21 protein-coding genes and 1 tRNA gene are annotated in these 20,463 nt (G+C 48.2%); 11 read left to right on the plus strand and 11 right to left on the minus strand.

Features of this window, described 5'->3' with window-relative positions:
- Positions 1 to 35: 35 nt before the first annotated feature.
- From WFK59_RS10695 to WFK59_RS10705, 3 genes are all read right to left on the minus strand, one after another.
- On the minus strand, positions 36 to 308 hold the full coding sequence (locus tag WFK59_RS10695) for a hypothetical protein (RefSeq protein WP_306457323.1): 273 nt from the start codon (positions 306 to 308) through the stop codon (positions 36 to 38).
- Positions 309 to 420: 112 nt separating this feature from the next.
- Positions 421 to 783 carry a phage holin, lambda family gene (locus WFK59_RS10700; protein ID WP_336755802.1) on the minus strand — a complete coding sequence of 121 codons (363 nt, stop codon included), beginning with the start codon at positions 781 to 783 and terminating at the stop codon, positions 421 to 423.
- A 130-nt stretch (positions 784 to 913) separates the two neighbouring features.
- Positions 914 to 1,315, minus strand: coding sequence for an antiterminator Q family protein (locus WFK59_RS10705; protein WP_336755751.1), 402 nt, complete (start codon positions 1,313 to 1,315; stop codon positions 914 to 916).
- Between the two features lie 261 nt (positions 1,316 to 1,576).
- On the opposite strand from WFK59_RS10705, the gene WFK59_RS10710 reads away from it, so the two are divergent.
- Entirely contained in the window at positions 1,577 to 2,947 is a 1,371-nt protein-coding gene (locus WFK59_RS10710; protein WP_336755752.1) for an ATP-binding protein, read from the plus strand.
- A 991-nt stretch (positions 2,948 to 3,938) separates the two neighbouring features.
- On the plus strand, positions 3,939 to 4,763 hold the full coding sequence (locus WFK59_RS10715; protein WP_336755753.1) for a DUF6216 family protein: 825 nt from the start codon (positions 3,939 to 3,941) through the stop codon (positions 4,761 to 4,763).
- Between the two features lie 126 nt (positions 4,764 to 4,889).
- Here the strand turns inward: WFK59_RS10715 and WFK59_RS10720 are convergent, their stop codons facing one another.
- Entirely contained in the window at positions 4,890 to 6,164 is a 1,275-nt protein-coding gene (locus tag WFK59_RS10720) for a hypothetical protein (protein ID WP_336755754.1), read from the minus strand.
- Between the two features lie 214 nt (positions 6,165 to 6,378).
- Between WFK59_RS10720 and WFK59_RS10725 the strand changes: the two genes are divergently transcribed.
- Together WFK59_RS10725 and WFK59_RS10730 are read left to right on the plus strand one after the other, a co-directional pair.
- A complete protein-coding gene (locus WFK59_RS10725; protein ID WP_336755755.1) occupies positions 6,379 to 7,533 on the plus strand; it encodes a DNA cytosine methyltransferase in 1,155 nt (384 codons plus the stop codon).
- The gene (locus WFK59_RS10730) at positions 7,511 to 8,506 is read left to right on the plus strand and encodes a DUF4928 family protein (RefSeq protein ID WP_336755756.1); all 996 of its coding nucleotides are present in this window, start codon (positions 7,511 to 7,513) and stop codon (positions 8,504 to 8,506) included. The genes WFK59_RS10725 and WFK59_RS10730 overlap by 23 nt, the downstream gene beginning before the upstream one ends.
- A gap of 132 nt (positions 8,507 to 8,638) precedes the next feature.
- On the opposite strand, the gene WFK59_RS10735 is transcribed toward WFK59_RS10730, so the two are convergent.
- Positions 8,639 to 8,714: transfer RNA gene (locus WFK59_RS10735), tRNA-Asn, on the minus strand.
- Positions 8,715 to 9,717: 1,003 nt separating this feature from the next.
- Here WFK59_RS10735 and WFK59_RS10740 point away from each other — a divergent pair.
- The gene (locus WFK59_RS10740; RefSeq protein ID WP_336755757.1) at positions 9,718 to 9,981 is read left to right on the plus strand and encodes a hypothetical protein; all 264 of its coding nucleotides are present in this window, start codon (positions 9,718 to 9,720) and stop codon (positions 9,979 to 9,981) included.
- Between the two features lie 240 nt (positions 9,982 to 10,221).
- Here WFK59_RS10740 and WFK59_RS10745 read toward each other — a convergent pair whose 3' ends face one another.
- Positions 10,222 to 10,968, minus strand: coding sequence for an SDR family NAD(P)-dependent oxidoreductase (locus tag WFK59_RS10745; RefSeq protein WP_336755758.1), 747 nt, complete (start codon positions 10,966 to 10,968; stop codon positions 10,222 to 10,224).
- A 137-nt stretch (positions 10,969 to 11,105) separates the two neighbouring features.
- Between WFK59_RS10745 and WFK59_RS10750 the strand changes: the two genes are divergently transcribed.
- Together WFK59_RS10750 and WFK59_RS10755 are read left to right on the plus strand one after the other, a co-directional pair.
- Positions 11,106 to 11,705 carry a TetR/AcrR family transcriptional regulator gene (locus WFK59_RS10750; protein WP_336755759.1) on the plus strand — a complete coding sequence of 200 codons (600 nt, stop codon included), beginning with the start codon at positions 11,106 to 11,108 and terminating at the stop codon, positions 11,703 to 11,705.
- Between the two features lie 16 nt (positions 11,706 to 11,721).
- The gene (locus WFK59_RS10755; protein ID WP_336755760.1) at positions 11,722 to 12,114 is read left to right on the plus strand and encodes a VOC family protein; all 393 of its coding nucleotides are present in this window, start codon (positions 11,722 to 11,724) and stop codon (positions 12,112 to 12,114) included.
- 140 nt (positions 12,115 to 12,254) lie between these two features.
- Here the strand turns inward: WFK59_RS10755 and WFK59_RS10760 are convergent, their stop codons facing one another.
- On the minus strand, positions 12,255 to 13,205 hold the full coding sequence (locus tag WFK59_RS10760; protein ID WP_336755761.1) for an AraC family transcriptional regulator: 951 nt from the start codon (positions 13,203 to 13,205) through the stop codon (positions 12,255 to 12,257).
- A 95-nt stretch (positions 13,206 to 13,300) separates the two neighbouring features.
- On the opposite strand from WFK59_RS10760, the gene WFK59_RS10765 reads away from it, so the two are divergent.
- Genes WFK59_RS10765 through WFK59_RS10775 form a run of 3 tightly spaced genes read left to right on the plus strand, consistent with a single transcriptional unit; the run spans position 13,301 to position 15,446 of the window.
- Positions 13,301 to 14,044, plus strand: coding sequence for an SDR family NAD(P)-dependent oxidoreductase (locus tag WFK59_RS10765; RefSeq protein ID WP_336755762.1), 744 nt, complete (start codon positions 13,301 to 13,303; stop codon positions 14,042 to 14,044).
- 17 nt (positions 14,045 to 14,061) lie between these two features.
- On the plus strand, positions 14,062 to 14,466 hold the full coding sequence (locus WFK59_RS10770; protein WP_336755763.1) for a VOC family protein: 405 nt from the start codon (positions 14,062 to 14,064) through the stop codon (positions 14,464 to 14,466).
- Positions 14,463 to 15,446, plus strand: coding sequence for a saccharopine dehydrogenase family protein (locus tag WFK59_RS10775; RefSeq protein ID WP_336755764.1), 984 nt, complete (start codon positions 14,463 to 14,465; stop codon positions 15,444 to 15,446). The genes WFK59_RS10770 and WFK59_RS10775 overlap by 4 nt, the downstream gene beginning before the upstream one ends.
- A gap of 955 nt (positions 15,447 to 16,401) precedes the next feature.
- Here the strand turns inward: WFK59_RS10775 and WFK59_RS10780 are convergent.
- The 4 genes from WFK59_RS10780 to WFK59_RS10795 form a co-directional block, all read right to left on the minus strand.
- On the minus strand, positions 16,402 to 16,893 hold the full coding sequence (locus tag WFK59_RS10780) for a nuclear transport factor 2 family protein (RefSeq protein WP_336755765.1): 492 nt from the start codon (positions 16,891 to 16,893) through the stop codon (positions 16,402 to 16,404).
- Between the two features lie 209 nt (positions 16,894 to 17,102).
- Positions 17,103 to 17,849: an SDR family NAD(P)-dependent oxidoreductase gene (locus WFK59_RS10785; protein ID WP_336755766.1), complete on the minus strand. Its 747-nt coding sequence runs from the start codon at positions 17,847 to 17,849 to the stop codon at positions 17,103 to 17,105.
- A gap of 410 nt (positions 17,850 to 18,259) precedes the next feature.
- Entirely contained in the window at positions 18,260 to 19,444 is a 1,185-nt protein-coding gene (locus WFK59_RS10790; RefSeq protein ID WP_336755767.1) for a DnaT-like ssDNA-binding domain-containing protein, read from the minus strand.
- A gap of 12 nt (positions 19,445 to 19,456) precedes the next feature.
- The gene (locus WFK59_RS10795) at positions 19,457 to 19,696 is read right to left on the minus strand and encodes a helix-turn-helix domain-containing protein (RefSeq protein WP_279810538.1); all 240 of its coding nucleotides are present in this window, start codon (positions 19,694 to 19,696) and stop codon (positions 19,457 to 19,459) included.
- A 92-nt stretch (positions 19,697 to 19,788) separates the two neighbouring features.
- Here WFK59_RS10795 and WFK59_RS10800 point away from each other — a divergent pair, with 92 nt between their 5' ends.
- The gene (locus WFK59_RS10800; RefSeq protein ID WP_336755768.1) at positions 19,789 to 20,463 is read left to right on the plus strand and encodes a helix-turn-helix domain-containing protein; all 675 of its coding nucleotides are present in this window, start codon (positions 19,789 to 19,791) and stop codon (positions 20,461 to 20,463) included.

The raw sequence follows: 20,463 nt of genomic DNA on the forward strand, positions 1-20,463 counted from the left end.
GAAACAAAACGAACCCTAACAAAAGAAATCGCTGATTATTCATGTGCCAGTTTCTCAGCCCTTTTCAGAACGGCTGCATCGTATGGCTGATATCCGTTTTCGTGAACGATAATGGCCTGAATGAGTTTCAGCATCGTCGTGCTGTCCGTCACATTAATATGCTGGTGGGCAGGAATACCGGTCACCGCGACCACACTGTCAATATAAGCCTGCGTGTCATTTTCATCAGGCGGTGCCCAGCGATGAATTATGCCGGCGATGGTGCTGAGGCCATGCTGCATCTGATAGTGGGTCAGGATAATCATCATGGCGCGTATGCCATATTCAGGACTGACGAACTGACAGAACGCTTTGTCGGTGCGCTGAGCCCCTGGAACGAGTCCCCGCCAGTTTTCACCCCAGCGGATGTTACCGGGATTATTATTTCGTATGCCCCGGGCCCCTTTCGCTGTCATCTTTCACCCCAATACGATTACCGATAAAACGGAGAACAAAAGTACGCAGGGAATCCACGCCGATGAAACCTACCGACCCGCCTATGGCAATGGTTGCCGTACGCGGCCAGTCGAAATAAGCCAGCGCGGATGCTACCGTTAACGTAAGCGCACCGCACAGAAGACCTTCGAGGATCATTCTTCGCCAGCCGCCCCCCGTATAGGCGATACGTAATACGGCCATGAACATCGCCAGTAAAATCGCACCCACAGGTGTTTCACCCCGCCACCAGCTCTGTATCAGCTCATGCAGGCCTGGCCAGTTATGCGGGTTGGTATGCATCGTCATTCTCTGGCTCCCCTCAGGGGACATGAAAATAAAAAGCCCCGCCATAATGGCAGGGCTTGCTGAAATTAACTGTGCGGGCACATCTTTGAATGTGTAAAGAATACATGTCATTTTACGTACGTAAATACGTTTATTCTGAGGATGCCGGTACAGAAATACGCTGGACATGGCGATCCATTTCAAGCGGAACATTAAGCATCATCAGCATTCCTTCAACGAGTCCTTCTGCTTTCTGCAGTTTTTTTCCGATATGTCCATCTGAACAACCGTGCTTTGCTGCCAGACGTATGAACGTATACCCCAGCACGTAATAATCAATCAGGAGATCATGCATATCGCGATTATTTTTAGAGAGCCTGGCAATACATTCGCTGAGAATCAGTGCATCTTCATCACTGCATTGTGGGCGGGAAACAATCTTATCGGGAATTAAGCCCCCAAAGCCAGCAGCAGTGTTATACCAGGTCATTGTTTCATGATTATTAGCAGCCCATGCGCCCCAGCGCTCAAGTACTTGTTGAATATCGCGCATTATGTCCCCCGGCACTGAAACGGATAGATAATAGAAACCGGTCTTTGATTACCGTGTAACTTAACAGATTGCTGAAAAGTATTTATGGCGCTGATTATCTCACAGCCTGCTTATCAGCAAACACTTTTTAAGGCCCGGGGTTGTGGGTACAATACATGTTCGCTGCGGGATATCAGCGACTAAGGCGTCCGCGAATTATCCCTTATATTTGAAAATAAAGTTTCATGGCATTGCATTCTCTTTTTTGCTCAAGGAATAATGATGACTATTCAGAACCTGTCCAGTCAGGCATTTTACGAAAAGCTCAATAAAGTGATCCGCCCTTCGGCACCCATCTCCTCTTTTGAAATGCTTTTTGGCCGGGAAAAGCAGGTCAGTGAGATCGAGGCGGCACTGTATGCAGATGGCCGCCATGTTTTCATTTACGGTGACCGTGGCGTGGGCAAAACCTCGCTGGCTCAGACTGTGGCGGTTAAGCTGCAGACACATAATGATCCAATCTTTGTTGGCTGTGAGCCCGGCTCAACCCTCAGCACTATAGTGAGTGATATTCTGCTTAAGGCAAACGTCTCTGCTGAACCGGTTTCTGAAATGACCTGGGGAGCCAGTGTAAATCTGATGGGTACAGGCCTGTCAGCCCAGCATAAAAAAACCGAAAAGCCTCTGCTGCGTGAAGTGAACTCGGTCTCCTCTGCGGTGATGGCTCTGTCGGCGCTATCAGGAAAGCACTCACCTGTTCCGCATATTGTCATTGATGAATTTGACCAGATCGAAAGTGCTGAAGAAAGAAAGAACTTCGGAAGGCTCATAAAAGCCCTTGGCGACCAGAACCTCAGAATCAAGCTTATCTTTACAGGCATCAGTGACTCCCTTCATTCACTGATTGGCGGGCATCTTTCCAGTGAACGGCAGATCCATCAGACACCCCTTGAGGCATTGCCCTGGAGCGGAAGGGATGAAATTATCGACAGAGCCTTTGGCGAGTTTGATCTTGAGCTCAGCAAGGATGTGAAGTTCAAAATATCCGGCCTCAGTGACGGCTATCCTCATTATGTTCATCTGCTGTGTGAGAAGATCCTTCAATGCGCCTTCTCTAAAGACGAAGAGGTGAAGCAGGTCGACCAGGCGCTGTTTCTGGAAGGACTCAGGGATGCCGTCAGCTCCGTTGCTGAAACACTGAAATACGATTACGTGCAGGCGACTCACTGCCGGCCTGAATACTTTCACCATATGCTGTGGGCTATGGCCGACTCTGGTGATCTGCAGCGGGAAAAGAAGACCATCTTTTTCTCTTACAACCATATCTGCGAAATGCGTGGCTACAGCCAGCTTGAGAGTAAACAGTTTGATCGGCAGTTTTCAAAACTGAAAACGGAGGAGTACGGTACGGTAATTATTCCCGCCCTGGAAGGAAGAAAGGGCTGGTTCAGGTTCAAAGAAAATATGCTGAGAGGCTATGTCAGAATGATGGCCGAGCTCAATGGCGTGGAGCTGGACTTTGAACGCCGCTTTACCGCAAATGAGCCTTCAGCGCAGGCAGTTTCATACCGTTCGGGATCTTACCGGCCACTCACGCCAGTTGAAAATAAAATATATCGGCGTGAGCAGAGGCAGTTAAAAAGTAAGTTGTGACGTTTACTGAACCGGGCAGCATCTCAGACCAGCTCTGAATCGCAGACGAAAAAATGCTGACGCTGCCCATTACTCGTAGCTACTACAACGGCCAGCTTTACTGCCCTCCCGGCCTGTATTGAAGCTTCACCTGCATCGCAACTTTACAGTTTACTAAATATGCGAATGACAACCTTAGCTATCAAAGTATCGGAAAGATAAAATATAAAATCACTCAATGATTCCTATAAGCTCTTAAAAAAGCACCTACTGCAAACATCTCAACGAACTCGCATTAAAGCTGCGGGGGGGGCATTACCACGCTAAAAAAATTTAGCTTAACTGATAATTTAAAAACAAAATGAATAATTTTCACTTTAATTGTCATTTTCTAATGACTACAGTTATTCACAAGTTTTTGACAACAAACCTTATCTGGAGAAGCAAACTTGTTTGGCTACGAAATCGCATTCATCCCTATATTAGTTATTGCTATCATTCTGATGTGTTCATTTATAACATTTAATCTGAAACTATATTTTGAATTAGGGTTACGTCCAGGTATCGTCACTTTTCTTTTTATTGGCACTTATAGTGGATTATCCTTCGCCTTCTCCAATGAGAAACCAATTATTTATTTTTTTGCCACCATAATAACTTTGTTTGCAGCAATCGCTCCAAGGTGCTGTTCATTGGTTGAGAGTTACAGACAATACCAATACATATTAACGAGCCCTGAAGACACCCAGTACAGAACAACCTTTATACGCAGAGTTTTTGACATACTTCCGGACCTGGTAGTTATACTGCTTATTTTTTCTCTCGCATCAGATGTCCGAAAAGAACTAAAATTGAATGCTTTATGCTTAACTCTTTTCTATATGACTTCCTTCTTCTATACCTTTGTTGTTGCTGCTTATATAGCGATAACGGATAAGATTAACAGCAAAACACATCAATAGCGCCACTACCCCCCCCTTTTATGAAGGTCTTTTTTATTATGGAAAGTTTAGTGCAGAACATTATTAAGTTTGACACATTGATAAGTGCCATTTCGGCGATCATTATACTTTTAGCAATCAGCTATATTTTTTATTCGAGAAGCGGTTCTACCTACAGCTTATACTATCGCCTGTGGTCTTTATTTGTAGGAGACAAGAAATTTTATGATGAAAACCTCGAAACATACATGCAGGAAAGAAAAGATCTTGATAAATTCAATGCGGTATTCAATACAGAAGCAAAAACAAAAAGTGATCTTTTAAGATTTCACAAAAGAATAACAAAACACGGCATTGACATAAAGAAAATTTCGGAATCAAAAGGTAATTTTGATTTTTATAAGCTCAAGATGGAGAAACCATCACTGACATTTAGCTTTATTACATTTCTCTTTTCTGTTGGGATTTTCCTTTTCAGTCTCGTTATCGTTGCCATCGGCGTCAGTGATAAGGCCATGCTAAAGTTCCATGATGAAGAACCGTGGGTTTTGATAAACCATGAAATGGCTAAGCCAGCACTCAGCAAATATAAGATAACACCAGAAACATGCAAAAAGGATAACTATGACGTCAACAAAATCAACCGATTAACAAAACTATCCCCGAATACAATTGAAGTAATATGCCACTCCTTTGATAGTAAAGATGATGCAAAAACCATTGATAAATACATTGCAGGGCAAAAAGGATTACCATGGATTGCAGTATTATTATTATTCGTTGCATTTCGGATTTTCATTTTTTCAATCAGGCGATTCTGTGCCAGAGATTACAGGGTTTATTTAAAAAATCAGTATATTAAGTCGAGAAAGGCAGCTCGTACTACTGTGAACTAACATCTTCAGAAACTGAGTGTTGAGCAAAGCAATATCCTGACAGGGCCTAACCACTCTGTCAGAGATTCTGTTACGAATGGATATTGCCTGACGGCCATAGCTGTTCAGTATTATGAGGCCGCCCTGTTACTTAAGCCGCTCGTCCGGCGTACGCCATTTCAACAGGCGCTGCAGGGCAGTTTCACCCTGCATAAATCCCCTTGCGGCCCTGAGCCGTTCTCTCAGCTGATCCTGAAGTACAGCATCGCATTTCTCAATATCTCTTTCAGCATCCCTGAAGAATTGTTCGACACGCATATCTTCTGCCCATTTAGCCATAATGCCCTGCAGTTCGTTCACGCTGGCCTTATGCGCCTCTTCCCGCTTACGGATAGCCTCACGTTTTTTATACTCGATCATCTGCTGCTCCATCCGCAAACGGTGGGCTTCAGCACGTTCTTTCTGCGCCTGGATTTCATTCTTTAGGACCGGCAGAGCGGATTGGGCCGCCTTGATAATTTTCGGTATCTGGCTTATCAAACCGCAGGTTTTGGTTTGAGTGAAAACCTGATACCAGCCCTCCTGCTCGTAGGGAGAGTAGAGTTGCAGCCTGAACCGACCACACGGTATATGATGCCGACTGTAATAACCGAGTTGAGCTGAATTTTTGCCGCGCGACCAGCTGATCATCTTTTCATCCCGTACATAACGGCCCTTCACCCTTTTAGCTGGCACATACTCCACCATCTCCACCAGTGAGAAGCCCACGCTTATTCCGTCTAAGCTTATTACGCTCTCATTTGTTGGCTTCCAGAGAGATGGGTACAGAAAATCCCGGCCGCCCTCTTCAAAGGCAGAAATATCTCTTCTGTAAAAGCTTTCACGCATCTCTGCCAGCCTCACACGAAATCCGCTTCTCTCTGCTGTGGCAAAAAATTTAAGCAGGAAGGCTTCAGCATCATTCAGGCCTGTATCCGATACATTTACGTCCAGGAGTTTGCGCTTAGTTGGCTTGTAATATCCCAGCTGAGTTATCTGAGCTTTCAGCAAAATCTCTTTAGCGGCAAAAAACAGCTGTGCGCCTGTGACAGAATGAGATGGCGTTTTCCGCCTGGCATCAGGTTTGGCGTTGTTGCTGCTGCGTGAAGGTTTATCTTTCACAACTGAGGGGTGTTGTGACAAACCGGCTTGACTGAAAGAACTAATGCTTTCGTTTGCTTTAAGCGGAGGCAAAGGAGGAATGGATGGTGCGTTATTTCTGGCGACCGCACGCCAGTAACCAGCCATTGGCCGGGGAATTCTGAGCTCGATGCATCTGGCAATAAGCGCCTGCTCGGTGATACTGAGTTCTGACGCTGCTTCATTAACTGGTTTCGACCAAATCAGTTGATACAGCGATTTTCTGTCATCCAGATACTGCATTGAAGCCCACTCCTCCCCCTTATCAAACAATCTAACTGATTAAATGTTATCGGTTTAGCATCAAAAAATTAGTTACGAATATCAAGGTTTTTAGTTTCCATGCTGTACAAAACTCCCGTTCACGACTCACAAAAGCACTCATAAATACCTGTTCAGCAGTGCCTAAAAGATGAGTTTATGGGATGATTAGGGAATGAATAGTGGGAGAAATTGCGTGAACATAATACCTATCCGCCGCGAGTCCGAGTGGACCGCTTTGGAATTCTTTGCTGGTATAGGTCTGGCCAGAGCAGGTATGGAGCTGGCAGGGATCAAAACTGTTTGGGCAAATGATTATGATTTGAACAAAAAGGCAATGTATGAAGGCCACTGGGGACCTGGTGATCTCATACTTTCTGATATTCATTCCCTCACGAGCGAAGAATTGCCTGCCGCTGATGTTGCGTGGGCATCCTCACCCTGCACTGATCTGAGCCTTGCTGGTAAACGTGTCGGCTTACGGGGAGGGCGTGAGTCGTCCGCTTTCTTCGGCTTTACCGATTTGATTGCAAATATGCATGAGCGCAAGCCAGAAGTAATCGTTCTGGAGAACGTGATCGGACTCGCTTCTTCTCACAACAGAGAAGATTTAAGAGCTGCAGTAAAAGAATTTAACTCGCTGGGCTATGCCGTGGATGCGATTACTTTGGATGCACGCCGCTTTGTTCCACAGTCGCGCCCTCGGCTTTTCATCATTGGTGTTAAGCATCCTATTGATGGCGGCGAGCAGGATACATGCTTAAGGCCTGACTGGCTTTCATGGCTACATAAAGATTCTGAGCTGCGCACATTCATGATGCCATTACCAAAGGCACCAGACTTACTGGCTCAGGGGTTCACAGAAGAAATTGAAATGATGCCAGACGGTGATCCCAGATGGTGGAACGCTGAAAAGGTAGCGTTATTCAGGAATTCTATGGCCCCTGTACAGCGTGAAAGGCTGGAGCAATTTGTCAGCCTGCCTGAGATTACCGCCCGAACGGCTTATCGGCGAACGCGCAACGGGATCCCGGTATGGGAAATGAGGCCCGAAGATATTTCCGGATGTCTCCGCACCGCTCGAGGCGGTTCTTCAAAACAGGCAGTTGTGATTATGGGTAACGGATCACTTAAAATCCGCTGGATGACCGGGCTTGAATATGCACGACTGATGGGTGCCGGGTGGTATACGCTTAATAATCTGCGTGACTCACATATTCAGTATGGCTTCGGTGATGCCGTTGTTGTGCCGGCCGTTGGCTGGGTAGCTAAGCACATGATCCTCCCTCATCTTGAAGCATCAGCAAACTCACATGGAAAATTAGTGAATGAACAAATCCAGCCATACTGAAATTTATCTGGAAGCGGCAAAAAATTGGTACGAAAGTCAGCGCGCTCAGAACGGCTCGATGAATACCAACGTCATGAATGCCGGTTTGATTGTCTCTCGCATGATGGCCGATGGTATGCCTATCACTGACGATAGACTTTACAGTGATGGTAAAAGTCAGGTACGCGGTCTGAGCGGGCCGGCTATAGCAAAGATTCTCGAGCAACATGGCGAAACCCGCATTTTCACGCGAGAAGGTGGTCGCACCTCAAGAGGAACCGTCTTTCTTGCTGCAGCAATTAGGGACGTGTTAAATAACACTCAACTTTCAGGGAGTGATCCCGTTGATGTAGTTTACATATCATCCCAGCTTGAGGCATTTTTTACGAAGTGTGTGCGGATCGATTACTTCGACAAGCAGAGAATAACCGTCGATATTGATCATACTAAACCCTTATCTTCTGTCGTCAGCGATATTCTCAAAGCAGCTGCAGAACGTTCTGACAAGCCTACGGGTGCCGTGCTGCAGCATCTTGTCGGAGCCAAATTACAGCTGCGCTTTCCTGATGAAAAGATTGGTACTGACAGAGCTAACGCTGCTGATTTACATACCGACAGGGAAGGTGATTTTCAGGTGGGTACGACGGCATTTCATGTCACCACAGCGCCTATGGAAAAACTGATTTCGCGGTGTGTTGAAAACAAGCGTGCCGGATACAGACCCGTTATTTTGACGCTTGACAGTAAAGTTCAAGCCGCACGACAAATGGCAGATAACGTAGGTATGTCCGAACAGATATCGGTGCAATCCGCTGAGATTTTCATCGGTACTAATATTGAGGAAATGTCAACCTATGATGGGGACCACATTCGCTACAGTTTAGCAAAACTAATTCGGACCTATAACATGCGAATCCATGATATAGAAGTTGATAAATCGTTAATGATTGATGAGCCGCGATGGATTATTAACGCATTAGATCGAGGCAACTGACTTAACGTTGCCCATCACGAGAGTCCGTTGAGTGCTAACGTGGCGATGCGTAATCATGGCTTCTTTTGAGACTTAGCGGAGAAAAATTTTTCTGACCGCTGACAGACCAAAAAAACGGAAAATGGAAAGAGAGACGGAGCAGCAGGATTCGAACCTGCATCTTCAGCTATGAACAAAGCCGACGTAATGACCTTTATACGATGCCCGTTTTGAAGCATTAATCTTCTTCATGGCTATGCTCAGGTTGCGCATTATCACGTTGTACGTACCGTTGTCTGGCGAAGCATGAACTCACGGTCATAGGGTACCGGCATATTGCGCAGGCAGCTCCATGCGGCATCCTCTGAACCTGATCTCGTTGAGTGAATATGAACTTATTTGAGCCACACTTTTGGCAACAAAAACACAAAGTACACATGCCATTCACCTTGAAAAAGCAGGAAGTCAGTACTTAAACTGCCTATGAATCTAACCAGTTAATTATTTTAAAACATGATCAGCATCAAATTAGCAGTAGTTTGAATATCGAATCGTTTCGATAGAAAATTTCTTATTAAATTTAACCATTTTGGGTTATAGTCAGCTTCCTTCAGAGCAATTCCTGTGTAGTTCCACCGCATTATTTTTGCAAAAAAATCACGTCCCCCTCTTCCAGTGTTATAACTTTTATGGGATGAAATATTTCAGTTATATAAATAATATGGTTACTCAGTCTACTTAAGAGGGAATAGCTTATGTCGAGGTATGCAACACCCAGTGAGTCTGAAGCTGCCAGACGACGCAGATATAAGGTTTCTGTAAATGGTATGGAGTTTCCCAGTGCATGCCAGGCTTTTGATAAACTAGAAATAAAATGCAAACCATTTTCTCATATCAAATTTCGGGCGGACGCTATAGCGAATTCGAAGGGCTCACAAGATCCTTTCAACAGTGCCTTTGTTGACGAAGACGGAGTTACATACATTTTCACATTCCAGATGAAGTAGCTTATGTCACACAATCCAGCAGCACGCAGCAGAAAACCGTTGCAGGGTTAACGTGGATTTAGACCCGTCAGGGATAGCGTATGAATATGCCGGTTATCTCCATGGGGTGGAGATGCAGCAGCCGGAAGCACTGGAGCCTTACTTCCGTGACTGATCGCAGTATTACAGTAATGTTGCGCTGCCTTGCTCGCACGATACTGACCCGCTTTATCATAAGGAAACCTGGTGATGCTAAGAGTTTCGGTAAGAACAGATCAACATCCAGAGCTGGCTCTTGATGCGAAAATTACTGCAGGAACCCGCATGGGGCGGTTAACGATCGTAAAAAACGATAAGCTTAAAGTATTCCGCTGTAAAGAGGCTGATATCCTTTTCGCAGGGTTAGGTCAAGACCATCACGTTGCATTTAGTATTAATCGTGCTGAATTTGAAACCTATTATTATCAGGCTCGAGATAGTGAAGGATTTATCTTCCATTCTAATCCCTAGCTACGTATCCACCCTTAATCGACCTCGTCCCGGCGGGGAAGCGGAGGGGCCATCTTTGTTATATTCAGACGTCTGCAATGTGCTGTGAGTTCAACGGGTCGATGCAACGCTATCCTTAAATAAAGGGGGACGTTGCCATGAAACGAAGAACTCACAGCCATAAGCGGACATCTGTGTTCCGGGCCAACACAACAGGTGAGCGAGAGTAATTTTGTGTTAAATGAACGTACCTATCATCTGTCAGGTCTGAGAGGCGCCCCCGTCAGCAAACAGCTCTATACCATTCACATAACTTGAGGCATCACTGGCCAGGAAAGAAACAACAGAGGCAATTTCTTCCGGCTCTCCGATACGCCCCAGCGGACTTTTAGCGGTGAGGAAGGCGATCCCCTCTTCGGCATTATCACCAAATGCGGCTCTGAGCGACTCTGTATTCACAGGACCCGGACTGACGATGTTTATGCGTATACCCGTCCCGTGCAGCTCTGTAATCCAGCTTCTCACCATGTTTCTCACAGCGGCTTTAGTCGCACCATAAATGCTCATGGTTGGACCCGGGTCTACTGATGCCGTCGAACCAATGATAATCACGCTTGAACCCTTCACAAGCAGGGGCAAAGCCTGCTGGACAGTCAACACAACACCTTTAACATTGGTGGCGAACTGGTCGTGGATCTGTTTTTCAGTGATTTCACCAAGCGGAGCATGGACCCCACCGCCGGCATTAGCGACAAGAATATCAATGTGGCCAAATTCCGCTTCAACCTGTTCATAAAGCGCATTAATACTAACCTTGCTGCTGACATCAGCAACAATACCTTTTACATTTTTCCCCAGAGCCTTTACCGCCTCCTGAAGGGTTTCTGCATTCCGGCCAGTGATAATGACATCTGCGCCTTCATCGCTCATGCTTTTCGCTATAGCCAGTCCAATGCCGCTCCCGCCACCAGTTATAACGGCCACCTTTCTCTTAAACAACTGATTCATAATTGCACCATATGTTTGTTTGTAGTGGTCACTATAATTAAACCTGAACAGGCTGTCACTAACTTCTTGTAGCGATCACTACAAGAAAGTTTTAAGATGGCAGTCAGAAACACTTCTGATGCAGCGGAAAAAAACCTATGAGCGATACCGAAAAAACAATAAAAGCACCCAGGCGGGTGCTTGACAGAGAGTCCGGCGTGCAGACGGCTAAAGCGCTGTTTCATCAGCGTGGTTATGATGCTGTAGGTATCACGGAACTGACAAAGACGCTGAATATAAATCCTCCCAGCCTTTATGCCGCTTACGGTAGTAAAGCAGGACTGTTTGAACGCTGCCTGGATCTCTATGTTGCAGAAGGAAACCTGCCAGCTGACAAAATTTTGACTCCGGGCAGGCCGCTGGATGAGGCGGTTACAGATCTTTTTATGACTGCTGCACGTTTATACGCCCGTTCCCCGGTCCAGCGAGGCTGTCTTGTGGCTGAAGGTATGCGTGCCAACGATCCGCAGGCCCGGGAGCTGGCAAGTCGCTATGGTAAGGCAGGAATTCAGTTCATCAGAAATTATATCCGGCAGTATGAACCAGCACGGGACCGCGAGCTTTCTGATTATGTCGTGACAACGCTGCGAGGCTTTTCTGCAGCCGCAGTAACGGGATTATCAAAAGCCAGGTTGACTGCCGTGGCTCAGCTGGCCGGTCAGGCATTCAGCGCTCTCCTGACGTCAAAAAATGTTTAACCAGGAAGTAAAAGTTATGTCTGTTATCGACCATGTTGAAATTGCTGTAAAAAATGCTCTGGTATCGCTCAAATTCTTTGAAGCAGCCCTCGCCCCGCTGGGGTTCAGCCTGATTATTTCTGTGCCTCCGGAGCGCACTTTAACGGGTGGTGCCCGGCACGGGCTGGGCCCGGAGGGATACCCGAGGCTCTGGCTTCACGATAAAGACATAACAGGCGCTTCAACACATCTGGCTTTTGCTGCCAGTGAGCGGGCCATAGTCGACGAATTCTGGCGTGCAGCTCTACAGGCAGGCGGTAGAGACAATGGCGCGCCGGGAATTCGCGATCATTATCATTCACACTACTATGCGGCTTTCATCCTTGATCCTGACGGTAATAACATCGAAGTCGTCTGTCAGAAAGGATGAGTAAGAGTGCCAGCCGTCACTTTGCGAAATTGAACCACGTCTGAGTTACTGCCTGTTGGATTTTCCTGACTGCTACCCACGGAGTGAAATATCGCGAGTTGAGTTATTGCTTCGTTGCGGCAGCAAAATTCACTGCCGCTTTAAACGTGGTGATTCAGAGAGTTTTCTGCATCATCAGCGTCGTTCCGGAGACTTGCAGCATCTTTTAAAGGAGAGCGGCCAAAGAAACGGGCGTACTCACGATTAAACTGAGGCACGCTGCGATAACCCACCTCCATGGCAACAGACGTGACGCTTTGCTGACGCGCCAGTAATTTGGTTCTGGCATGAAGAAGACGGACGCGCTTCTGATATTGGACCGGACTCATGTTTGTCACAGACTTAAAATGACGATGAAAGGCCGATACGCTCATGGCTTCCCGTCCGGCCAGTGTTTCAACCACAAATTCATCAGCAAAATTATGTCTTATCCAGCGAATTGCATTACCTATCCGCGCCAGCATGGTTCCCGGTGAAGCAATATCCCTCAGCATCCAGCCATGTGGGCCTTTAAGAACATGATAAAGGATTTCACGTTCATACACCGGTGCGAGAGCAGGGATATCTTCAGGATTTTTCATCAGGCGAAGCATTCTTATCCAGGCATCCAGCAGTTCGGGCGTGACGGCAGCAACGGAAAAAGCACCCGACTGTAAATCAGCCTTCACGGGAGGTAAATCAGCCAGCAGTGTCGCAATCCGTTCCGGCGTCAGGGTCAGGCTGACCGCGAGATACGGCTCACCGGTGACCTCGGGATGGACTTCGCCTACGGCTGGCAAATCTACCGACATAACAAAGTAAGAAGCAGGATTGTAATTAAACACCCGGTCTCCCACCGTCATGGATTTACTGCCTCGCAATATGAGATTAACCATCGGCTCATAGACCGCAGCCAGTGCATGTGCGGGAACGTTACCCTGCACCATTGCCACACGGGGAATACCGGTTTCGGTTCGCCAGTTTCGGGCATGAGCGGCCAGAAGACGCAGCTCTTCAAGCAGGGGTTCCAGTATCAAAGTCAGCTTCCTCTGTATGATGATTAAAACGAGCATAAAGCAGAAAAAGGCAAGAATCGAGCAGGAACGCAGAGGCTGGCCTGTCCGGGAAGTTTTATCCTTTTTCTATCGCAGACAGAAAGGATGAAATCATGAAAATTGTACTGATTACCGGCGGCAGTGGCGGGATCGGCGCCAGCGTGGCGCAGCAGTGCGCGGCTAAAGGGATGGGGGTGATTGTGACTTATAACAGCCATCCTGAATCTGCCCTGAGCGTTGTGAAGGTGATTGAAGCGTCAGGCGGGCGTGCCGTTGCGCTGCATCTGGATGTGGCTCGCACCGAAACCTTCGGCACTTTCCGCAACGCCTTACTGGAAATAGTCAGTGTCACCTGGGAACGTGAGCAGATTGATGTGCTGGTCAACAACGCCGGATTTGGGCTCTTCAACCCGATTGAAACGGTGACGGAGAGTGAGTTCGACAGTCTTTTTGCCGTACACCTGAAGGGCCCTTTTTTCCTGACCCAAAAGCTGCTGCCTCTGATTTGCGATGGAGGACACATCATCAACGTCACCAGCGCCACCACGCGCGTGGCTACTGCAGGTGTTGCGCCCTACGCTGCCTTTAAAGGCGGCCTTGAAGTACTGACCCGCTATATGGCCAAAGAGTTCGGGCCGCGGCGCATCCGGGCCAACGCAGTCTCTCCGGGTGCGATCCGTACGTCGCTTGGCGGAGGACTGAATGATGAATTTGAGGCTCTGCTCGCCTCACAGACCGCGCTGGAACGCGTGGGGGAGCCGGATGATGTCGGCCGGGTTATCGCAGGCCTGGTCTCTGATGACAGCGTCTGGATTAACGCACAATCCATTGAGGTTGCCGGCGGCTACCAAATCTGAATCCTTCCGGAGGTTTTATGCTCGATCATCTGTTTTTAACGGTCAGCGATACAGACCGTTCTGTCCGTTTCTATACGGAAGCGCTTGCCCCTCTCGGCATCACGGTTCGTCATGATTATGACGGAAAAGAGGGGCCGCCTGGCCACCCGGATTTGAAAGGGTTTGGCGCTCAGGGCCGGATCTTTTTCTGGCTACGCGAAGGAGCTGTTGCACCAGCTGCTGTACATGTCGGGTTTGTCGCGCGAAATCAGACAATGGTGAATGAAGCCTATGCTTCAGCCATGCGTGCCGGCGCGTCTGACAATGGCGCACCCGGTGCCCGGCTTCACTACGATCCCCGCTACTACGCCGCCGGCGTTTTCGATCCCGATGGCTACAGCCTGGAATTTGTTTATAAACAATGGCAGCACCCTCAACCATGAAAACATTACTGATTTATGGAGCCACCGGTTATACGGGACGCATGATCGCTGCGCAGGCTAAAAGTGCCGGCCTGAATACTATTATTGCCGGCAGAAACAGGCAACGGCTGGCCGCACTTGCCGGTGAGCTTGACGTCAGTATGCGGGTATTTGGCCTGGAAGACGCTGCTGAAACTGCGCTGCAGCTGGCAGGCGTCGGCGTTGTGCTGAACTGTGCCGGGCCGTTTGCCGCTACGGCAGAACCGCTGATGAAAGCCTGTATAGACCAGGGTATTCATTACCTCGATATCACAGCGGAAATTAACGTTTACCGGCTGGCAGAGTCATTGGGAGAAAGAGCGGCGCGGGCCGGGAGTATGCTACTGCCGGGCGTGGGCTGGGACGTGGTGCCAACCGACTGCCTGGCCGTTCGCCTTGCACGGCATGTACCGGAACCACGACGGTTACGTATAGCATTACAGGTGGCTGGAACGATGTCCCGGGGGTCTGCCGTCAGCGCAGGCGAAATAATCGCAGCCGGCCTGCTGGAACGTGTTAACGGTATTCTGATGACGAAAGAGGATGCGCAGCCCGGCTGGTTTGATTTTGGTGAAGGCCCTGTGGCCTGTGCGCCGCTTTCCTTTGGCGATCTGGTGACGGCATGGCATTCAACCGGCATTCCGGATATTGAGATGTTTGTGCATGTAACAGGGGATGCCTTTCCGCAGGGTGATTTGTCCCTGCTTCCTGAAGGGCCCGGGCAGGATGAACGCGATGCAAACCGCGCACGCGCTGTTGCTGAAGTTACCGGGGCTGACGGGAAGATCAACCGGGCTGTGATTGGAACGGTTAACGGATATTCCTATACGCCGCTTGCGGCCACAGAGGCTGCAAGGCGTGTCCTGAACGGTGACAGTTTCCCTGGTTTTCAGACGCCGGCGATCGTTTTTGGTTGTGAGTTTGCGCTGAGTATTCCGGGTACGTGGCTCCAGCTCTCCTGACTTGGTTAATAAGCTGCACCGGTCAGCATTGAGCTGGCCGGTGGCCCGCATTACGTCACTGCTTTGATTTTGATACACGGCAAGGGGAAATCTGTCTGCACGCAAGGGCATCACGCCGTCATTACTGTCATCAGTACTGTTTTCTGTACTCTGTTATTACAGTGTTTTTTTGTATCCGCTGAAAGGATGGCAGATAGCCGGATGGCGTGCTTTAACCACTGCATTGTTCCTGATGCTGGCGCTGGTTTTTCGAAATAAGCTCAGGCCTTTCCGGCGCTATTTATTATCAGTGGTAAAAAGTATGCGGCTGCTCGCTGCAACGTGTGTCTGCGCAACACTGCCTGGCCTGCAGATAATCATTTTCTGCTGGGCTCCGATCAACGGGCAAAGCCGGTCACTGGCACTCGGTTACTTTCTTCTTCCTCTGGTTATGGTAATAACCGGCAGAGCCCTGTACGGCGAAACGATATCGGGATGGCAGAAAATTGCTGTGCTGCTTGCGGCGTTACGGCTGAAGTGTTCATGGTCCGTTCACTTTCTCTTGTAGCCCTCGTGGTTATGCTGGGATATCCGCCCTATTTCATTATCAAACGTCAGCTTAAGAGCGACGCTTTTTTCAGCGTGATAGCAGAGAATTTATTTCTCGTGATACCGGCAGTTGTTCTTCTGATTTATCAGGGAAGCGGAAATGAATGGTTACCCACCGGTGGGTGGCGCACTGTCACAGGGCTGGGCTTACCGAGCTGTTCTGCCTTACTCTGCTTTCTGCTTACCAGCAGCAGTCTCTCGTTTACGCTGTTTGGCATGCTGTCATATGTCGAACCCCTGTTGTTATTTCTGGTATCACTTTTCCTGCCGGGAGAAAAACTGTCTCTGTCATCACTGTTAACGTATGTCCCGATATGGCTTGCCGTTCTGGCACTGATGGCTGACGGGTATAAAAAAGTGAAGTCTACTACGCTCTCTCAGTCCGCGAACTGTCGATAGGCGTGCCCACATGAAACTGAAGTGCACCCATCAACCGGGGAACCACGTTGCGCGATGTAAACCGCCACTGACCGTCGTGTTTCTCAAAACTGTCGTAATACCTGCCTGTGCATACGGGCTGCAAAGGAAACCCCTCCAATTCCTGATGCACGGTGAAATAGCTGACGCAGGTAGCTGAATTACCGGAAGGTGAAACATCTATCAGCACATTAGAAACGTTATGCCACGTCCGGGGAGTTCCGTCCTTATGACGCTGAACGCCACGGTTAAGAAACTGCTCAACCTCTTCACTACCATGAGCCGCATCACCAAGAACAATAAATTCAGCATTTTTAAACAACTCGGCATTCTCAGCAAATTCTCCGTCATCCAGGTTGTGGGCATAGGTAGCGAGTAACCGCTGAATTTCTAGCTCATCGAAATAATGTTGTTTATTTTCTGCGCGAACGGAATCAATCATAATTTAAACTCTTCAGGTCAGGGTTGAAATGGATCCGCCACGCACAAACCAGGCGAACCACGTTAAATATTGCCGTTGAAAATCAGCGCAACATATCCACTGCCGACAGGAAGCATCTGTGCCGGACCAAATCGTGGCAGCAGGACCGGTTCCCGCAGCAGGGAGGACTGTCATGTTGCCCAAAAATATTCCTTCTCCAATAACAACAGTCAGATCTGAGATGCGCCGCCATCGGCAAAAATCTCCGCGCCGTTGATATAACTGGCATCATCACTGGCGAGGAAGACAACAGCTTTTGCTATTTCTTCTGTCTGGCCGATGCGGCCAATCGGGCTGCGGTCACGCAAAGACTGCAGGATGGCGTCAACGGGGTCGGGAAGGAAATCGTGTAAGGATTGAGTATCCACCGGCCCGGGGCTGAGGATATTGATGCGAACGCCAGCACCTTTTATGTCCAGAATCCAGCTGCGTACCATTGCACGTAAAGCAGCCTTGGTGCCTCCATAAACACTGAGGCCCTGACCGGGATTAATGGAGGCCGTTGAGCCCGTAATAATAATGCTGCTGCCTGGTTTCATAAGTGGTAATGCTTTCTGAACGGTAAACGTGATACCCCTTACGTTCGTTGTGAACTGACGATCGAACTTCTCCGGGGTAATCTGCCCGAGGGGTTCAAATTCGCCCATGCCGGCATTTGCTATCAGAATGTCAATGCGACCAAACCGGGACAATATTTGCTTATAAAAATTATCCAGTTCGGTGAGGCTGGATACATCCACCTGAAACTGACATGCATCCGGTCCAAGCGTACTGACTGCTAGTTCCAGTTTATTTTTGTCTCGTCCGGTAATGATTACGGTTGCGCCGAGTGCTGAAAGCTCCTGTGCTATTCCCAGACCAATGCCGGATGACGCGCCAGTTATAACTGCGATTTTTTTCTGAAAAGACTGAGCCATTGTGTATTCTCCTGATTTTTGTGAGCCAATAATGTAGTGATCACTACACGCAAATAGCAAGACACACAACAGGAAATTACACCTATCATTTTAAATTTAATATAATCAACAACATATGTTTAACCTTTGATGCTAAAGATTTTAGCGATCACTATGTGGGCGTGTTTATAACCGAAATGAAATAAAAAGCAGACTGGGAAATCCTGCCTTTGTTCGCGATGCAAAAGTGACTATTGCACAGGCTATATTGCTGTATGCTGAAATTCTCTGGTTGTTCAGCGAGCTTACAAAGTTTTAGTCTGAGAAAAAGCGCCGCATTGGTATGTTGCGTGGTCAGAACAGGTTACACCGATTATGGCAACGTCCGCTTTGTGCTCATCACGCACTATATGCAACACGGCTCTTTATGCTCAGCCCCCTCTGAACCCCTCCGGAATCTCATAACCGGTATCAGGTATCGCGCTAATATCGCGTCGGGGCGCTCTGTTTCGCTGACACTGGCGTCCCTCCACCAGCCGCTGTGCCAGTTTCAGGTCCCACTGCGCCTGTCTGTACTGTTTCCCCTCTGCTCGCCAGAATGCGCGAAATTCAGCAATCTGGGCGGGCTCTGGTAGCTTATCAAGCGTCATGCCTGCCTCTGCTGCAATCTGAATCAGGTCAGAAGATGGTTGCCACTCAGGATGCATGGCGAACCGTTCCTGTGGTACCGGCGAAAAGATATGGCATGTTCGCCTGCTTGCTGCCGGGTCATTCAGAGGGACAGGTTCTGCAGGGTTTCTTTGCGTTACGCCGGATGCGTTACGCATGTTCGTTACGCCAGGAGGTGTGTCACCGTAACGCTGGTCAGAAACGTTACGCTGTACATCACCGTTACGCGTTACGCCGGCCGTTACGTTATGCGTTACGTCTTCAGTAACGTTACGGTTACGCCCTGTGACAGGGTATCTGACCGTTGCTACCTGTGCCGCCTGAGCACCCTTCCCTGCTCTCAGCCCTTGACCTGTCTGGGTTTGTGGCTGTTCAGCCTCAAAGTTATCCACAGAATCCGGAAAATTCCTCGCGCGCGCGGTGTGTGTGTTTTGTTTTAGATCTTCTTTTCTTATCTTATCTAACGTTACCGTTACGTTATGCGTTACGTTACGCGTTACGTTACGGTTTGCCTTCTGACGCTCACGATAGCGACGCTGGCGTTCGGCGTTTGTTGAAGCTCGCTGACTTGCCGGGACGTTGTTTTCACAGAAATCTGGCAGAATGACGCAGCGGTTTTCGGCATCGAAAATGGCCCACCCTACAGCGGCCATCGCTTCACCGAATCCATCGAATTCTGCCAGAACATCCAGGTAACTGAGATCGACATTACGGAACACGCCGTCACTGGTGTGCTCATTGGCAGCGCTCCATACAAGCAATAGTGATGTGACCGTAACGCAACGCGTTACGTTACGCGTCAGCAGCGCGGAGCGTTGCCCGCTGACAGAAACGTCAAAACCGTCTCTTCCATCCGCCGGTTTCTCAAGAAGCGCAGCGATTTCATTCACTTTGGGATGCGACTTGAGTGAGGTACGCATCTTGACCCAGTCTTTTGGAGAATTCATGTCGATGCCCTCCTATCTGCCATGTTTAAGATTTTTAGCAGGATGAGGGAAGAGGTCCGGAAGATCAGGACGGATTTGGAATGCTTTCACCTGTCCTTTTGTGGCTTTTACTATCGGCAGCACTCGCTCAGGTGAAACTCTTTTTTTATTGTGCAGCCATGACCATACATTCGGCTGACTTACTCCAATCATCTGCGCTAATTTCTTTTGGCTTCCGGCAATTTTTACTGCTCTCTCAATAGCTTGGTTCATAAGATCAGTACTCTATTTCACCAAATGGTCTTGAATAGTAGCTATAGAATTAACCCAGAGCAATACCCTAGGCTATTTGACGTGCTATGCATGTGGCTTTATCGTTTCAACATCAAAACCTTGGTTATCATTTAAAGATGAAAATGGATACGTTGTCAGAGAGACTAAAAAAAGCCATGAAGTATCGCGGCATGTCACAAGCTGGTCTTGCTGCGTCTGCTGGTCTGTCACAGCCCAGCGTTTGGAAAATAACCTCAGGTAAAAGCCATACAACTAAAAAATTACTAGATATTGCACGCGCACTTGAAGTTAGCCCTGACTGGCTTGCGCATGGGGAAGGAGAAATGATTGAGGAAATTAATAGAAATTCCCTATCAGCTGACCATAACTTATCTACTGAAGAAAAAAAGTTTTATGATGGGATAAAGATAGTTCCTGTATGGGATGAAAATGGGCTTACAGACACTGCTACACCGGTACCAGAGTTCATCGATACAACTAATGCTCGAGCTTATAAACTCAAATATGACTCCGGGTATTCTGACCTACCAGCTGGCTGCTTGGTAGTTGTAGATACCGCAGAGCAGCCCGGAAGTAATGACTATGTACTTGCAAGTATAAAAGGCAAAATATCCGCATATCGTTATTCTATTGGCGGCAGCGGTGTGCTACTTGACGCTGATCCTAGAGTCGACCCAATACCTGTCAGTGAAGATGTCAGAGTAATTGGTCTGATCGTGTTCATGTCCAGATCACTAAGACGATAG

Source organism: Pantoea sp. USHLN298 (genome assembly GCF_037149395.1).
GTDB lineage: Bacteria > Pseudomonadota > Gammaproteobacteria > Enterobacterales > Enterobacteriaceae > Pantoea > Pantoea astica.

Coding starts and splice junctions, on each gene's coding strand:
- WFK59_RS10745 (WP_336755758.1), bottom strand. CDS start 10,968: ATGAATCAGTTGTTTAAGAGAAAGGTGGCCGTTATAACTGGTGGCGGG.
- WFK59_RS10700 (WP_336755802.1), bottom strand. CDS start 783: ATGACGATGCATACCAACCCGCATAACTGGCCAGGCCTGCATGAGCTG.
- WFK59_RS10755 (WP_336755760.1), top strand. CDS start 11,722: ATGTCTGTTATCGACCATGTTGAAATTGCTGTAAAAAATGCTCTGGTA.
- WFK59_RS10730 (WP_336755756.1), top strand. CDS start 7,511: ATGAACAAATCCAGCCATACTGAAATTTATCTGGAAGCGGCAAAAAAT.
- WFK59_RS10795 (WP_279810538.1), bottom strand. CDS start 19,696: ATGAACCAAGCTATTGAGAGAGCAGTAAAAATTGCCGGAAGCCAAAAG.
- WFK59_RS10760 (WP_336755761.1), bottom strand. CDS start 13,205: ATGCTCGTTTTAATCATCATACAGAGGAAGCTGACTTTGATACTGGAA.
- WFK59_RS10695 (WP_306457323.1), bottom strand. CDS start 308: ATGATGATTATCCTGACCCACTATCAGATGCAGCATGGCCTCAGCACC.
- WFK59_RS10790 (WP_336755767.1), bottom strand. CDS start 19,444: ATGAATTCTCCAAAAGACTGGGTCAAGATGCGTACCTCACTCAAGTCG.
- WFK59_RS10770 (WP_336755763.1), top strand. CDS start 14,062: ATGCTCGATCATCTGTTTTTAACGGTCAGCGATACAGACCGTTCTGTC.
- WFK59_RS10710 (WP_336755752.1), top strand. CDS start 1,577: ATGACTATTCAGAACCTGTCCAGTCAGGCATTTTACGAAAAGCTCAAT.
- WFK59_RS10785 (WP_336755766.1), bottom strand. CDS start 17,849: ATGGCTCAGTCTTTTCAGAAAAAAATCGCAGTTATAACTGGCGCGTCA.
- WFK59_RS10750 (WP_336755759.1), top strand. CDS start 11,106: ATGAGCGATACCGAAAAAACAATAAAAGCACCCAGGCGGGTGCTTGAC.
- WFK59_RS10720 (WP_336755754.1), bottom strand. CDS start 6,164: ATGCAGTATCTGGATGACAGAAAATCGCTGTATCAACTGATTTGGTCG.
- WFK59_RS10775 (WP_336755764.1), top strand. CDS start 14,463: ATGAAAACATTACTGATTTATGGAGCCACCGGTTATACGGGACGCATG.
- WFK59_RS10705 (WP_336755751.1), bottom strand. CDS start 1,315: ATGCGCGATATTCAACAAGTACTTGAGCGCTGGGGCGCATGGGCTGCT.
- WFK59_RS10765 (WP_336755762.1), top strand. CDS start 13,301: ATGAAAATTGTACTGATTACCGGCGGCAGTGGCGGGATCGGCGCCAGC.
- WFK59_RS10780 (WP_336755765.1), bottom strand. CDS start 16,893: ATGATTGATTCCGTTCGCGCAGAAAATAAACAACATTATTTCGATGAG.